Annotated in this window: 13 protein-coding genes; 3 read left to right on the top strand and 10 right to left on the bottom strand. The window is 69.7% G+C overall.

Annotated features, from left to right (window positions below; genetic code table 11):
- Window positions 1–41 precede the first annotated feature (41 nt).
- The gene (locus tag PVT71_RS12850) at window positions 42–830 is read left to right on the top strand and encodes an FAD binding domain-containing protein (protein WP_353472181.1); all 789 of its coding nucleotides are present in this window, start codon (window positions 42–44) and stop codon (window positions 828–830) included.
- Window positions 831–895: 65 nt separating this feature from the next.
- Here the strand turns inward: PVT71_RS12850 and PVT71_RS12855 are convergent, their stop codons facing one another.
- The 4 genes from PVT71_RS12855 to PVT71_RS12870 form a co-directional block, all read right to left on the bottom strand.
- Window positions 896–2,341 (bottom strand): cobyric acid synthase, encoded by a 1,446-nt coding sequence (locus tag PVT71_RS12855; RefSeq protein ID WP_353472182.1) that lies wholly within the window; start codon window positions 2,339–2,341, stop codon window positions 896–898.
- Between the two features lie 134 nt (window positions 2,342–2,475).
- On the bottom strand, window positions 2,476–3,093 hold the full coding sequence (locus PVT71_RS12860) for a YitT family protein (protein WP_353472183.1): 618 nt from the start codon (window positions 3,091–3,093) through the stop codon (window positions 2,476–2,478).
- Window positions 3,094–3,201: 108 nt separating this feature from the next.
- The gene (locus PVT71_RS12865) at window positions 3,202–3,639 is read right to left on the bottom strand and encodes a hypothetical protein (protein WP_353472184.1); all 438 of its coding nucleotides are present in this window, start codon (window positions 3,637–3,639) and stop codon (window positions 3,202–3,204) included.
- A gap of 193 nt (window positions 3,640–3,832) precedes the next feature.
- A complete protein-coding gene (locus PVT71_RS12870) occupies window positions 3,833–5,050 on the bottom strand; it encodes an NADP-dependent isocitrate dehydrogenase (RefSeq protein ID WP_353472185.1) in 1,218 nt (405 codons plus the stop codon).
- 163 nt (window positions 5,051–5,213) lie between these two features.
- Between PVT71_RS12870 and PVT71_RS12875 the strand changes: the two genes are divergently transcribed.
- Complete coding sequence (locus PVT71_RS12875) at window positions 5,214–5,546, top strand: hypothetical protein (protein ID WP_353472186.1); 333 nt, start codon at window positions 5,214–5,216, stop codon at window positions 5,544–5,546.
- Entirely contained in the window at window positions 5,543–7,120 is a 1,578-nt protein-coding gene (locus PVT71_RS12880; RefSeq protein ID WP_353472187.1) for a methyl-accepting chemotaxis protein, read from the top strand. The genes PVT71_RS12875 and PVT71_RS12880 overlap by 4 nt, the downstream gene beginning before the upstream one ends.
- 74 nt (window positions 7,121–7,194) lie before the next feature.
- On the opposite strand, the gene PVT71_RS12885 is transcribed toward PVT71_RS12880, so the two are convergent.
- From PVT71_RS12885 to PVT71_RS12910, 6 genes are all read right to left on the bottom strand, one after another.
- The gene (locus PVT71_RS12885; protein WP_353472188.1) at window positions 7,195–8,436 is read right to left on the bottom strand and encodes a multidrug effflux MFS transporter; all 1,242 of its coding nucleotides are present in this window, start codon (window positions 8,434–8,436) and stop codon (window positions 7,195–7,197) included.
- Between the two features lie 187 nt (window positions 8,437–8,623).
- Window positions 8,624–9,256, bottom strand: coding sequence for a DsbA family oxidoreductase (locus PVT71_RS12890; protein ID WP_353472189.1), 633 nt, complete (start codon window positions 9,254–9,256; stop codon window positions 8,624–8,626).
- Window positions 9,257–9,473: 217 nt separating this feature from the next.
- Window positions 9,474–10,346, bottom strand: coding sequence for a 3-hydroxyisobutyrate dehydrogenase (gene mmsB / locus PVT71_RS12895; RefSeq protein WP_353472190.1), 873 nt, complete (start codon window positions 10,344–10,346; stop codon window positions 9,474–9,476).
- A 50-nt stretch (window positions 10,347–10,396) separates the two neighbouring features.
- Window positions 10,397–11,428, bottom strand: a complete 1,032-nt coding sequence (locus PVT71_RS12900; protein WP_353472191.1) for an enoyl-CoA hydratase/isomerase family protein — start codon at window positions 11,426–11,428, stop codon at window positions 10,397–10,399.
- A complete protein-coding gene (locus PVT71_RS12905; RefSeq protein WP_353472192.1) occupies window positions 11,425–12,567 on the bottom strand; it encodes an acyl-CoA dehydrogenase family protein in 1,143 nt (380 codons plus the stop codon). Before PVT71_RS12905 ends, PVT71_RS12900 begins: the two co-directional genes overlap by 4 nt.
- A gap of 235 nt (window positions 12,568–12,802) precedes the next feature.
- Window positions 12,803–13,975: a glycosyltransferase gene (locus PVT71_RS12910; RefSeq protein ID WP_353472193.1), complete on the bottom strand. Its 1,173-nt coding sequence runs from the start codon at window positions 13,973–13,975 to the stop codon at window positions 12,803–12,805.
- Window positions 13,976–13,986: the final 11 nt, after the last annotated feature.

Below are 13,986 nucleotides of genomic sequence, written 5' to 3' on the forward strand. Positions count from 1 at the left end.
GCGCCGCGACCGGCAGCTCGCCCTTCGCCAGGAGGAAGTAGATGTACAGCTTCGAGATCGTGAGACCCAAGAGCGTGGCCGAGGCCATCACAGCGCTCGGCGAGGAAGAGGCGCAGGCGCTCGGGGGCGGGCAGACGCTGATCCCCTCGCTGAAGCAGCGGCTGGCGGCGCCGTCGGTGCTGGTGAGCCTCGCCTCGATCGACGAGATCAAGGGCGTGTCGAGCGCGGGTGGCGTGGTCACCATCGGCGGCGGCACCACCCATGGCACCGTGGCGCGCGAGGCGGCGGCGAGCTACCCGGCGCTTTCCGCGCTGGCGGGCAACATCGGCGATCCGGCGGTGCGCAACCGCGGCACCGTCGGCGGCAGCCTTGCCAACAACGACCCGGCGGCCTGCTACCCGGCGGCGGCGCTGGCCTCGGGGGCGACCATCGTCACCGCCAACCGCGAGATCGCGGCGGATGACTTCTTCGAGGGCCTGTTCACCACGGCGCTCGAGGATGGCGAGATCATCACCGCGGTGAAGTTCCCGGTCCCCGAGAAGGCCGCCTACATCAAGTTCGAGCAGCCCGCCTCGCGCTTCGCGCTGGTCGGCGTCTTCGTCGCCAAGTTCGCGGACGGGGTGCGCGTGGCGGTCACCGGCGCCTCGGAGGGCGGCGTCTTCCGCTGGACCGAGGCCGAGGAGGCGCTGTCGGGCGACTTCTCCGCCGCCGCGCTCGACGGGCTGACGGTCGATGCGGACGGGCTGATGACCGACCTGCACGGCTCGGCCGCCTACCGCGCGCACCTGATCGGCGTGCTGACCAAGCGGGCGGTGGCGCAGGCCGCCTGACCGCCGGCGGCAGGGATGTGGCGCCCTCCGGGAGACCGGGGGGCGTTTTCCTTTGTCAGGGCGGATCAGCGCGCCAATGCGAGCAGGCCCTCGACGTCGAGATGCGCCTCCATGTGGTCGGCCAGCGCGTCGAGCACCGCCTCCACCTTCGCGCCGTAGCGCTGCCCGCTGCGCGGCACGCCGAGCCCCTCGAGCCAGGCGGCGCGGAAGGCGTCATCGGCGAAGAGCCCGTGCAGGTAGCTGCCGGTGACGCGGCCATCCGCCGAAGTCGCGCCCTCGGGCGCAGCATCGAGATGCGCGAAGGGGCGGGCGCAGTCCGGGCCCTCGGTGCGGCCGATGTGGATCTCGTAGCCCTCGATCGGCAGCCCGCTCGCGGCGTGGGTCGCGCACACGCGGGTGAGGCGCTTGTCGGGGGTCATCACCGAGTCGACCTCGAGCAAGCCGAGGCCCGGATCTCTGCCCGCGGGCCCCTCGATCCCGCCGGGGTCGGCGATGCTGCGCCCGAGCATCTGGTAGCCGCCGCAGATCCCCAGCACGTGGCCGCCGCGCCGGACATGGGCGGCAAGGTCGACGTCCCAGCCCTGCGCGCGCAGGAAGGCGAGATCGCCGCGGGTGGACTTGCTGCCGGGAAGGATCACGAGGTCCGCGTCGCCGGGGATCACCTCGCCCGGCCCGATCATCGAGAGCGACACGCCCGGCTCCTGCACCAGCGGGTCGAGATCGTCGAAATTGGCGATGCGCGAGAGCGCGAGGCAGACCACCTTGAGGCCGCGGTCGCGCGACCGGCGGGGCAGGTCGAGCGCGTCCTCCGCGGGCAGCAGGTGCGCGTCGCGGAACCACGGCAGCACGCCGAAGCCGCGCCAGCCGGTGGTCGCCTCGATCAGCGCGTAGCCGTCGTCGAAAAGTCGAGGATCGCCGCGGAACTTGTTGATCAGGAAGCCTTTCACCAGCACGGCATCCTCGGGATCGATGACCGCCTGTGTGCCGACGACCTGCGCGATCACCCCGCCACGGTCGATGTCACCGGCGAGCACCACGGGCACGTCCGCCGCCCGGGCAAAGCCCATGTTGGCGATGTCGCGGGCGCGCAGGTTGACCTCGGCCGGGCTGCCCGCGCCCTCGACCAGCACGAGGTCATGGGACGCCTTCAGCCGTTCGAAACTCTCCAGCACGCCCGCCATCAGCCGTTCGCGCAGCCCGCCGTAGTCGCGCGCCTGCGTGGTGGCGATGCGCTGGCCCTGCAGGATCACCTGCGCGCCCATGTCGCTCTCGGGTTTCAGCAGCACCGGGTTCATGTCGGTCATCGACTCGAGCCCGCAGGCCCGCGCCTGCAACGCCTGTGCCCGGCCGATCTCGCCGCCGTCGGCGGTCACGGCGGCATTGTTCGACATGTTCTGCGGCTTGAACGGCGCCACCCTGATGCCCCGGCGCAGCGCGGCGCGGCAGAGCCCGGCGACCAGCATCGACTTGCCGACGTTCGAGCCGGTACCCTGCAGCATCAGCGCGGGCATACGGCGCCTCCGGCGGGAGTACTTGGGGAAAGATGAAGGGCGCGGCGGGGCTTGGCTGGCGGCATCGGGACGACCTCGGGCAGGGGTTTGCCCTTCAGTGCCAGCCCTTTGCCGCCGGGACCAGCCCGAAACACTCAGGAGCGCGCGATGTATCGGTCGCGGCGGTGGTTGATGGCGATGAGCGCGTTGAGGATGATCGCGCCGACGAGCGACCAGAGCACCTGCACCGGCTGGAAGAACAGGAAGGCCGAGGCGAAGACCAGCAGGTCGAAGCCGAGCTGGATGTAGCCCGCCTTGATCCCGCGCGTGTCCTGCAGCCAGAGCGCCACGATGCCGACCCCGCCCAGCGTCGCGCCGTGGCGAAAGAGCGAGAGCAGCCCGAGCCCGGCGCAGACCCCGAAGAGCGCGGCGGCGAGCGGCTGCGAGATCTCGAGGTGCAGCGCCTGCGGCATGAGGTCGACCATGCTCGACATCAGCACGACCGAGATGAAGCTCTTGATGGTGAAGCGCCAGCCCAGCTGCTTCACCGCGAGGATGTAGAAGGGCGCGTTCATCAGGAAGAAAAGCAGGCCGAAGCGCAGGCCGGTGGGCTCTCCCAGCACCAGCGCGAGGCCGGCGACCTGGCCGGTGAACAGCCCGGAGGCGCGCAGGAACTGGATCCCAAGCGCGACGAGCGTGGTGCCGACGAGGATGCCGTGGACGTCTTCCCACAGCGTGTGTCGATCGGGAGGGGGGCTATCGAGGAGGAGCATGGGGCAGGAATGCTGACCTTTATTGCGAAGGTCAAGAGCCATTCGCTGCGGCGCAGCGTCAGCCGGGGCGGCTGCCTGAAAACCCGGCAGGGCGGCGTGCGGCGCGGCTCAGAACCGGCACTGCTCCTGCACCGCGAGGCGGAAGGCACCGGTGCCGCGCGCGTCGGTCCGGGCAAGTTCGGTGCCGCCGTCGGTGAAGCTGAGCGCGGCCGCCTGCTGCAGGTTGCCGAGCACCATCGAGGAGGTCATAAGCGCGAAATGCGCAGCGCGGTCGGCGGCGATGAGATCCATCGACTGGCGGTCGTTGCGCCCGTCGGGCAGCTCGATCCAGAGCATGACGGCCGCCGGCGCGGCACCGCGCCACGGCTCGAAACTCACGGTCACGCTGTCCGGGTGGCTGCGGCTGCAGGAGAAGGTGATCTTCGTCGCGCCGGCGGACTGGCTCATCGCCGCCGCGCCATTGCCCTGCGACAGGGTCCAGGCGGCATGGGCGGGCAGGGCGAGAAGGGCGAGCAGGCAGGCGGCACAGGCGGTGCGCAGGGGCATGGGGCCTCCGATCCAGAAATGGCTTGGTCATTGAATGCCCCGAGGGTGCCGCGCGCGCGGCACGGGGTCAAACACTTCCGCCCTTCGGCGGGTCCGCAGCTTAGAGGCCGCCAGAAAGACGGCGAGCCCGCTCCCGCCAGAAACAAAAAGCGGGCCCGGGGGCCCGCTTCGCAACGCGACGCATCTTGGCGGCTCAGGCCGTGCCGAGCGCCTTGTTGAGGTTCTGGTCGACTTTCTCGAGGAAGCCCATGGTGGTCAGCCACTTCTGGTCCGGCCCGACGAGCAGCGCGAGGTCCTTGGTCATCCAGCCCGATTCCACGGTCTGCACCACCACCTTCTCGAGCGTCTCGGCGAAGTTCATCAGCTGCGCGTTGGCGTCGAGCTTGGCGCGGTGCTTGAGGCCGCCGGTCCAGGCGAAGATCGAGGCGATCGAGTTGGTCGAGGTCGCCTGGCCCGCCTGGTGCTGGCGGTAGTGGCGGGTGACGGTGCCATGCGCGGCCTCGGCCTCGACGATCTTTCCGTCCGGCGTCATCAGCTGCGAGGTCATCAGGCCGAGCGAGCCGAAGCCCTGCGCCACGGTGTCGGACTGCACGTCGCCGTCGTAGTTCTTGCAGGCCCAGACGAAACCGCCGTTCCACTTCATGGCGCAGGCCACCATGTCGTCGATCAGCCGGTGCTCGTACCAGATCTTCTTCTTCTTGAACTCCTCGGCGAATTCCTCCTCGAAGACCTGCTGGAAGAGGTCCTTGAAGCGACCGTCATAGGCCTTGAGGATGGTGTTCTTGGTCGACAGGTACACCGGCCAGCCCATCATCAGCCCGTAGTTGAACGAGGCCCGGGCGAAGTCGATGATCGAGCTGTCGAGGTTGTACATCGCCTGGTAGACGCCGGCGGAGGGGGCCTTGTAGACCTCCTTCTCGATCACCGTGCCGTCCTCGCCGACGAATTTCATCGTCAGCGTGCCGGCACCGGGGAAGGTGAAGTCGGTGGCCTTGTACTGGTCGCCGAAGGCATGGCGACCAATGACGATGGGGCGCGTCCAGCCGGGCACGAGGCGCGGCACGTTGCGGCAGATGATCGGCTGGCGGAAGACGACGCCGCCGAGGATGTTGCGGATCGTGCCGTTGGGCGATTTCCACATCTTCTTGAGGCCGAATTCCTCGACCCGCGCCTCGTCGGGGGTGATCGTCGCGCATTTGACGGCCACGCCGATCTCGCGCGTCTTCTCGGCCGCGTCGATGGTGATCTGATCCTCGGTGCGGTCGCGCTCCTCGATCCCGAGATCGTAGTAGAGCAGATCGACGTCCAGGTAGGGCAGGATCAGTTTCTTCTTGATGAAGTCCCAGATGATCCGGGTCATCTCGTCCCCGTCCATCTCGACGATGGGGTTCTCGACCTTGATCTTCGACATGGGTGTCCCTTTCGATGGCTGAGTCGGCTGCGGCGCATGTAGCGCGTTTGCCGCGGGGAGGGAAGATCGGTATGCAACCGTATACCGCGACGTCGTTCAATTTCCCGAAATTTCCCGGGGGTGATTAGCGAATTCGAAAACCTTCGCCGCTTATGCAGGCGTCATGGAACAGAAAGTTGAGGATTTCATGACCGCGCTTCTGCTGGCACTCGTGCTTTGTATCGGCCTCGGCGCCGGGATCGTCGCGACCCTGGGCGCGGTTCCGCCCGGCGACGGCGCCACCGGCGTGGTCCTCGTGATCGCGCCGCCCTGGGGGCCCGGCGCCCCCGCGCTGGTCCGCGCCGCCGGCGGCCGGACGGTCGGGCCGGTCTCGGCCCCCTTCGGCACGCTGGCCTCCTTCGACGGGCCCGCGCCATTGGCACGGCTCGGCGCGCTCGGCGCCTGGGCCACGCGCGACGCCGCGGTGCTGGCCTCGATCTGCGGGGGCCGGTCATGAGGTTCGAACGCCCGCAACCCGCCTCCGGGGGCCTCAAGGAGCGGCTGCGCGCCATCTCCGAACAGATGCTGCTGGTGCTGCTCGGCGTCATGCTGATGCCGATCATCGTGGTCACCGACCTCTACCTCGGCCACGTGACCATGCCCGCCACGCTGACCTCCTGCGCGCTCCTTGCCGTCGCCGCGCTCGCGATGCGGTTGCAGGGCCGGCTGACCGACTACGTGCTCGCCGCGGTCGTGCTGGCGCAGGCCATGGTGCTCACCGCCGCCTACCGGCTGCACCCCTGGCAGCTCGACACGCACATGGTCTATTTCGTGATGCTGGCCGGGATCTCGATCCTCGGGCGGGTGAGCGTGCTGATCTTCGGCTGCGTGCTCGTCGCGGCGCAGCATCTGGGGCTGGTTCTGCTGCTGCCGGCGCTGGTCTTCCCCTCGACCGACCTCGTCGAGAACGTGATGCGCGTGGTGCTGCACGGCGGCATCGTGATCATGGAGGGGCTGATCCTCACCCTCGCCATCCTGCAGCGCAACGCCGGGCGCCAGCAGCTTGCCGAAAGCGCCGAGCAGCTCGCCGACGAGAGCCACCGCGCCGCCGAGGCCAGGGCGCGGGCCGAGGCCACGGCGCAGCTGACGCAGGACCTGGTCGCGCGCTTCTCGCGGCATTTCCACGCCCTGGCCGAGCGTGACCTCGACTGTGCGCTGAACGATCCGATGGACGGCGTCTTCGAAGCCCTGCGGCAGGACTTCAACCGCGCGCTCACCCAGCTGCGCGACGCGCTCGGCAGCGCCCGCCGCACCGCCGACGGGGTCGACGAGGAGGCCGGCGCCCTCGAGCAGGTGACCGGAGACCTGTCGATGCGCAGCGAGCGGCAGGCGCAGGAGCTCAGCACCGCTGCCAGCGGCATGGCCGACGTCACCGGGGCGCTGCGCGGCACGGCAAGCCGGGCGGGCGAGCTCTCGGAACAGGCTAGGCTCGCGCGCGACAGCGCCGAGGAGGGCGGCACGGTCACCGACCGCGCCATCGCCGCCATGCGGCTGATCGAACAGAGCTCGTCCGAGGTCGGCAAGATCATCGACCTGATCGACGACATCTCCTTCCAGACCAACCTCCTCGCGCTCAACGCCGGGGTCGAGGCGGCGCGAGCCGGCGAGTCGGGCAAGGGCTTTGCCGTCGTCGCCTCCGAGGTCCGGCAGCTGGCGCAGCGCACCTCCGAAGCCGCGGCGGGGGTGAAGAAGCTGATCCTCGACAGCGAGGAACAGGTCTCGGAAGGGGCGAAGCTGGTGAACGAGGCGGGCGGGCGGCTCTCGGCCATCGTCACCGCGGTCAGCACGGTCAGCGACATGATCGCCGAGATAAGGGACGACGCGAAGGGGCAGTCCGAGCGGCTCTCGATCCTCTCGGAAGCCGTCTCGCGGCTCGACAGCCAGACCCAGGAAAGCGCCGCACTGAGCGAGGAGATGGCGGCGATGGGCCTGCGCCTGCGCGGCCATGCCCGCGATCTCGCCCGGGACATGGCCGTCTTCCGGCTCAACGCCGCCGAGGGGATGACATCAAGGACGGCGCGCCGGGCATGACACGCCGCCCTTGTCTGAATGCGCCGCGCCTTCGAAGGAAGGCGCAGCACCGCTCCGCTGCGACGCCCCCGGTCTTAGCCGCGGTCGCGACCCTCGAGCTTTTTCAGGCGAAGCATGAGCAGTGCCGCGAGCGAGACCTCGACAAACACCCCGCAGGCGAGCGGCAGCGGCGTGCCGTCGAACATGAGCCCCACCGGCACCGCCAGCCCCACGGCAAGAACCGTCGACAGCGCGCCCAGCAGCGACGAGGCGATCCCGGCGATATGCCCGACCGGCTCCATGGCGATGGCGTTCACGTTGCCCATCGTCATGCCCATCATGAAGAAGACCGAGACCTGCCAAAGGAGGAAGGCCGCAAACCCCGCATCCCCCGACAGCACGCTGGCAAAGACCAGCACCGCGATCGCCGACAGGACCACCTGCGACACCAGCACCGCCGTCACGATCCGCCGCATGCCGAGCCGCACCACCAGCTTGGCGTTCACGAAGCTCGCCGAGGCGGAGAGCAGTGCGACCCCTCCGAACCAGAGCGGGAAATAGGTCGCCTGGTCGTAGGTCACGTCGTAGATCTGCTGCACCGAGGAGATCATCGAGAACATCGTCGCGGCCACCAGCGCCTGCACGCCGATCGAGACCTGCACGACCGGATGGCCCAGAAGCTCCTTCGTCGCCGACCAGATCGGCCCGGCCCGGAACGGGCGGCGACGCTCGCGCGGCAGCGTCTCGGGCAGGCGGATAAGCATCCACAGCGCGACGATGCTCGCGAAGACAACGAAGGCGAGGAAGACGCCGCGCCACCCGGCGAACTGGATGATCACCGTGCCGATGCTGGGCGCGAGCGCCGGGAAGAGCGTGAAGACCATCATCACGAAGGACATGATCTGCGCCATCCCGCGCCCGGCATAGACGTCGCGCACGATCGCCAGCGCCACCACCCGCGGCCCGGCGGCGCCGAGCCCCTGCAGCATGCGGGCCGCCAGCACCATCTCCAGCGTCTCCTCGCGCGCCGCGACGAGCGCGGCCACGATGTAGACGGCAAGCCCGCCAAGGATCACCGGCTTGCGGCCGAACGCGTCCGACAGCGGACTGGTGAACAGCGTCCCGACACCCATGCCGAAGACGAAGCTCGTCACCACCAGCTGCGCGCGGTTGAGATCGCCCGGCGTCAGCTCGCGCGCAATGTCGGGCAGGGCGGGCAGCATGGCGTCGATGGAAAAGGCGATGGTCGCGAACATCATCGCCAGCAGCGCGATGAGTTCGAAGCGACCCGGGGCCTTCGCCTCGACAGGCGCGGCGGCGGAATTCGAGGAGGTCATGGGTATCCAGGCCTAGACAGGAGGACCCCGCGGCCGAGGCGGACGCGGCCAGGCGGGGAGGAGAGGGCTCCCCCGAGTGCTAGCCGGAAAAGCGACGCCGCGGAAGGCGTCGGGCGGTCAATTCACGCACATACCGGCGTTGCGCCACGCACAGGTCTGCGCCGGGAAGACCTCGGCGCGCCCGGGTTCAGGCCTGCGCCCCGAGTTCCTCGATGACCCGCGACCAGAGCTCGGTCGGCTGCGCGCCCGGAACCGCGTGCTGCCCGGCGACCACGAAGGTGGGCACTGCTTGCACCCCCATGCCCCGCGCCGAGGCATCCATCTCGACAATCTCGCGCCGGTCCGCGTCGGTGGCCAGCAGCCGCTGCACCACCGAGCCGTCCATCCCGCTGCTGTCCGCGATGTCGGCCAGGACCTCGGCATCACCGATGTCTCGCCCGTCGACGAAATAGGCACGGAACAGCGCCGAGACCACCGGCGTCTGCACGCCTTCGAGATCGGCCCAGTGGATCAGCCGGTGCGCGTCGACAGTCGAGGGCGTGACCTTGATCCGGTCGAGGTGGATCTCCAGCCCGGCCTCGGCGGCCTTCTCCGCGACCGGCATGTAGGCCTGCACCGCGCCGTCCTTGCCGCCGAACTTCGCCTCGAGATAGGCCCGCCGGTCCATGCCGCCTGCCGGCATCTGCGGATTGAGCATGAAGGGGCGCCAGCGGATGGTGAAGGGCTGGCCCGGCTGCGTGGCAAGCGCGCGGTCGAGGAAGCCCTTGCCAATGTAGCACCAGGGGCAGATCGGGTCTGAAAAGATATCGAGCGTGGTCATGTGAGGTCCGTCCTTTGCCGCGTCATAGCAGGCGCGGCGGGGCTTGGCGACAGGGCCCAGCCCAAAACCCGCGCATTTCGGGATTTCCCGAAATGCCGAAATGCCGCCGCAGCGCTAGAGCAATCCCCGGCCTCTTTCCCTTCTTCTCTTTGAAAATACGCCGGGGGTGAATTCACCGAAGGTGAAGAGGGGGCAGCGCCCCCTCCCGCCGCGGGGTTCAGCTCCGACCGCGCGCCTCGAAGCGCGGCAGCATGGCCGAGAAGTCGCGGCCGCGCCCGTCCTCCTCCTCGACGAAGGCGCGGTAGAGCTCGAGCGCCCGCGCGCCCATCGGCGTGTCGGCGTCGGCCGCCTCGGCCGCCTGCTGCGAGAGCCCGAGGTCCTTCAGCATGAGCTCGGCGGCAAATCCGGGCTTGTAGCCGTTGTCGGCGGGCGATTTCGGCCCCACGCCCGGCGCCGGGCAATAGGCGTTCATCGACCAGCTGTAGCCCGACGAGGTCGAGACCACGTCGAACATCGCCTCGCGCGAGAGGCCGAGCTTGTCGGCCAGCGCGAAGGCCTCGCAGGTGGCGATCATCGTCACGCCGAGGATCATGTTGTTGCAGATCTTCGCCGCCTGGCCATTGCCCGACGGGCCGCAATGCACCGCCTTCTGGCCCATCACGTCGAAGAGCGGCCTTGCCTTGGCAAAGGCCGCGTCCGCGCCGCCCACAATGAAGGTCAGCGTGCCCGCCGCCGCGCCGCCGATGCCGCCAGAGACCGGCGCGTCGAGCGCGCCGAGCCCGGCCGCCTGCGCCTCTTCCGCCACGGCGCGGGCGCTCTCGACGTCGACGGTCGAGCAGTCGAGCAGCACCGCGCCCGGCGCCATGGCCGGGATCACCTCGCCCGCGACGGCCCGCAGGATCGCGCCGTTCGGCAGCATGGTGATCACCACCTCCGCGCCCGAGGCCGCCTCGGCCGCCGTGCCCGCCCGCGCCGCGCCTTCGACCGTGACGCCCGCCACGTCGAACCCCGTCACCTCGTGCCCCGCGGCGACGAGGTTGGCGGCCATGGGCGCGCCCATGTTGCCCAGCCCGATGAACCCGATCTTCATGTCTCTCTCCTCCCTTCGAACCCGTCGAACCGGCCGCCGGAGCGCCTTGCTCAGAGCGCCAGCTCGTCCTCTCCCAGCGGCGCCAGCAGCGCCGCGACCTTCTCCGCCGGCACGCCGTCCAGCGCCTGGCCCCAGCGCGGCGTGCGGTCCTTGTCGATGAGCTGCGCGCGCACCCCCTCGAGGAAATCCCCCTCCGACATGATGCGGAAGGCGACGCGGTATTCCTGCGCCAGCGCGGCGGTGATGTCCTGCGGGCGAGGGCCGAGCCGTGCCAGCATCTCGAGCGAGGTCGCCATCGAGAGCGGCGAGTTGCGCCGGACCTGCTTCAGCGCGGCCTGCGCGAGTTCGCTCTCGGAACCGGCCAGCGCCGCCTCGATCGCGACCAGCTCGCCGGAGCCGTAGAGCGCGTCGATCTCCGCCCGCGCCGCCGCCATCGGGCTGACCGGGGCAGGGCGCGCGGCCTCCTCGAGCGCCGAGACCTCGCCGGTCTCGATCAGCCGCTCCTTGAGCAGTCCCCAGCCCGCCTCGGGCACGAAGAGGTCAGCGAAGCCCGCGTGGATCGCATCCCCCGGGCCCATGCGCGCGGCGGTCAGCGCGAGATGCGCGCCGAGCCTCCCCGGCGCGCGCGCCAGCAGGTAGGAGCCGCCCACGTCCGGCACGAAGCCGATGCCGCATTCGGGCATGGCGACCTGCGCGCTCTCGCCCACAACCCGATGCGAGCAATGCCCGCCGAGCCCGACGCCGCCGCCCATGATGAAGCCGTGCAGGAAGCTGACGATCGGCTTGGGGTAGGCGGCGAGCTTGGCGTTCATCCGGTACTCGTCGGCCCAGAAGCGGCGACCGAAGGCAACGTCGCCCTCGCGCCCGCGCCGGTACATCTCGGCGATGTCGCCGCCGGCGCAGAAGGCCCGCTCACCTTCCCCGTCGAGGATGACCAGCGCCACCTCGGGATCCTCCGCCCAGGCGTCGAGCGCCGTCTCGGCCGCAAGGCACATCTCCCAGCTGAGCGCGTTCAGCGCCTGCGGGCGGGTGAGCGTGATATGCCCGGCGCGGCCGGACTTGCGGGTGAGGATGTCGGTCATCGGTTTCCGATCAGGCTGCGCGCGGTGATCATGCGCATGATTTCATTGGTTCCCTCGAGGATCTGGTGCACCCGCAGGTCGCGCACCAGCTTCTCGATCCCGTAGTCGGCAAGATAGCCGTAGCCGCCGTGCAGCTGCAGGCACTGGTCGGCGACGCGCGAGCCCGCCTCGGTCACGAATTTCTTCGCCATGGCGCAGAACTTGGTGGCGTCGGGCGCGCCGGTGTCGAGCTTCCAGGCCGCCTGGCGCAGGAAGACGCGGGCCGCCTGCAGCTCGATCTCCATGTCGGCAAGGCGGAACTGCAGCGCCTGGAACTGGTCGAGGCTCTGGCCGAAGGCCTGCCGCTCGGCCATGTAGCCCAGCGTCGCGTCGAGCGCCGCCTGCGCCGCGCCGAGCGAGCAGGCCGAGATATTGAGCCGCCCGCCGTCGAGCCCGGCCATGGCGTAGCGAAAACCCTTGCCCTCCTCGCCGAGCAGGTTGCCGAGCGGCACCTCGCAGCCGTCGAGCTGCACCTGCCGCGTCGGCTGGCTCTTCCAGCCCATCTTGTCCTCGAGCCCGCCGAAGCTGAGCCCCGGCGTGCCGTCCTCGACGAGGATCGCCGAGATGCCCCTGGGCCCGTCCTCACCGGTGCGGCACATGACGAGATAGGCATCCGAATAGCCGCCGCCCGAGATGAAGGCCTTGGTGCCGGTCAGCCGGTAGCTGTCGTTGCTCTTCTCGGCGCGGGTGCGCAGCGCCGCCGCGTCAGAGCCCGAGCCGGGCTCGGTCAGGCAATAGGAGAGCACCGTCTCCATGGTCAGCGCGCCCGGCAGCACCCGCGCCTTCAGCGCCTCGGAGCCGTAGGCGTCGATCATCTTCGCGCACATGTTGTGGATCGACAGGAACGCCGCCACCGAGGGGCAGGCCATGCTCAGCGCCTCGAAGACCAGCGTCGCGTCGAGCCGGGTCAGCCCCGAGCCGCCGCTTTCCTCCGAGACGTAGAGCCCGCCGAAGCCCAGTTCCGCCAGCTTCGGCCAGAGATCGCGCGGGATCGTGCCCGCCGCCTCCCAGTCGCGGGCGAAGGGCGCGATGTGCTCCTGCCCGAAGGCCTTCGCCATGTCGAAGATCGCCTGCTGTTCCTCGCTCGGTGCAAACTCCATGGGGCCTCCCTTTCCCGCCGGCTCCGGGGCCTCCCAACCCCGGAAATGAACACTCGTTCAGAACATGGCGGGAATCGCGGGGCGATGCAAGCCGCCGCCCCGCGCGAGACGCCCGCATCTTCCACATGGGTAAAATATCCCGGGGGAGAGGCGCGCAGCGCCTCGGGGGCAGAGCCCCCAACGCCGCGCCCGCCGGCACGGGCGGGACATGAGTATTTATGGAAAGATGAAAGGCTCAGGCCGCGCCGGAGCGGAGGGCGATCACGCGGCGGATCTCGTCCTCGACCTTGCCGAGCAGCACCGCGTTGTCGAACTTCTCCTCGGCCATGGCGCGGGCGGCGCGGGACATGGCGCCGCGGTCGGGCAGGTCGAGCACGCGGGCGATGGCGGAGGCGAAGGCCGGCTCGTCCCACTCGGGCACGAGATAGCCGTTGACCCCCTCGATCACCGCCTCGGGGATCCCCGCGTGCAGCGTCGAGACGGTGATGCAGCCCGCCGCCAGCGCCTCCTGGATGGCGGTGGGCAGGCCCTCGGTGTTGCCGTTCCTGTCGGTGATCGAGTGCTGCAGGAAGGTCTCGGTGGTCAGCAGGTGCTCGCGCACCGCGTCATGCGGCAGCGCGCCGGTGAAGGTGACCTGCTCCGCGACGCCGAGCTCGGCGGCGAGCGCGCGGCAGGGCTCGAGCAGCGGCCCGTCGCCGATGAAGGTCAGGTGCGCCTCGCGCCCCTTCGCGGCGGCGGCAAAGGCGCGCAGCGTGACCTGCGGCGCCTTCTTGTCGACCATGCGCCCGACGGCGAGGCAGGAGCCCGGCACCTTCTCGCCGGGCACGAAGCGGCGCACGTCGACGCCCGAGGGCACGACGTGGGAATTGGGATGGGTGACGCCGTGTTTCGCGAGGTTGTCGAGCAGGAACTGCGAGACCGAGAAGATCCCGTCGAGCCGCGGCATCATCTTGCGGTAGCTCTTCACCCGCTGCGGCGAGGTCAGCGCGCGCGACGCATCTGTGCCGCGGAAATAGCTGAAGACCGGCAGGTTCATCTCGTTCGCGAGCTTCGCGACGACCAGCGCCTGGGTGCCGAACTCGGCGAGGATGACCTCGACCTTCTGGTCGTGCAGCCATTCCATGAGGCGGGTGCGGTTGGCGCCGAAGGGCAGGCGGCCGGTGCCCTCGGTCAGCGCGTTCCAGCCCATCGCGACGGGGGCGATCACCTTGTCCGAGATCGAGAGCTTGGAGCGGCGCTCGAAGAGCGGCTTGCCGTAGGGGTTCCTGCCGTTGAACCGGCCGCAGAGCACCACCGTGTCGCCGCCGAAGATGTGCTCGATGTGGCGGTTGATGAAGGTCTCGCCCGGCACGTGGTAGTCGGAGGTGACGATGCAGGTCTTGAACTGGGGCTTCTCTGGGCGGCTCATGCGGGATCTCC

Origin of the sequence: Salipiger sp. H15, from assembly GCF_040409955.1 — a bacterium.
Classification (GTDB): domain Bacteria; phylum Pseudomonadota; class Alphaproteobacteria; order Rhodobacterales; family Rhodobacteraceae; genus Salipiger.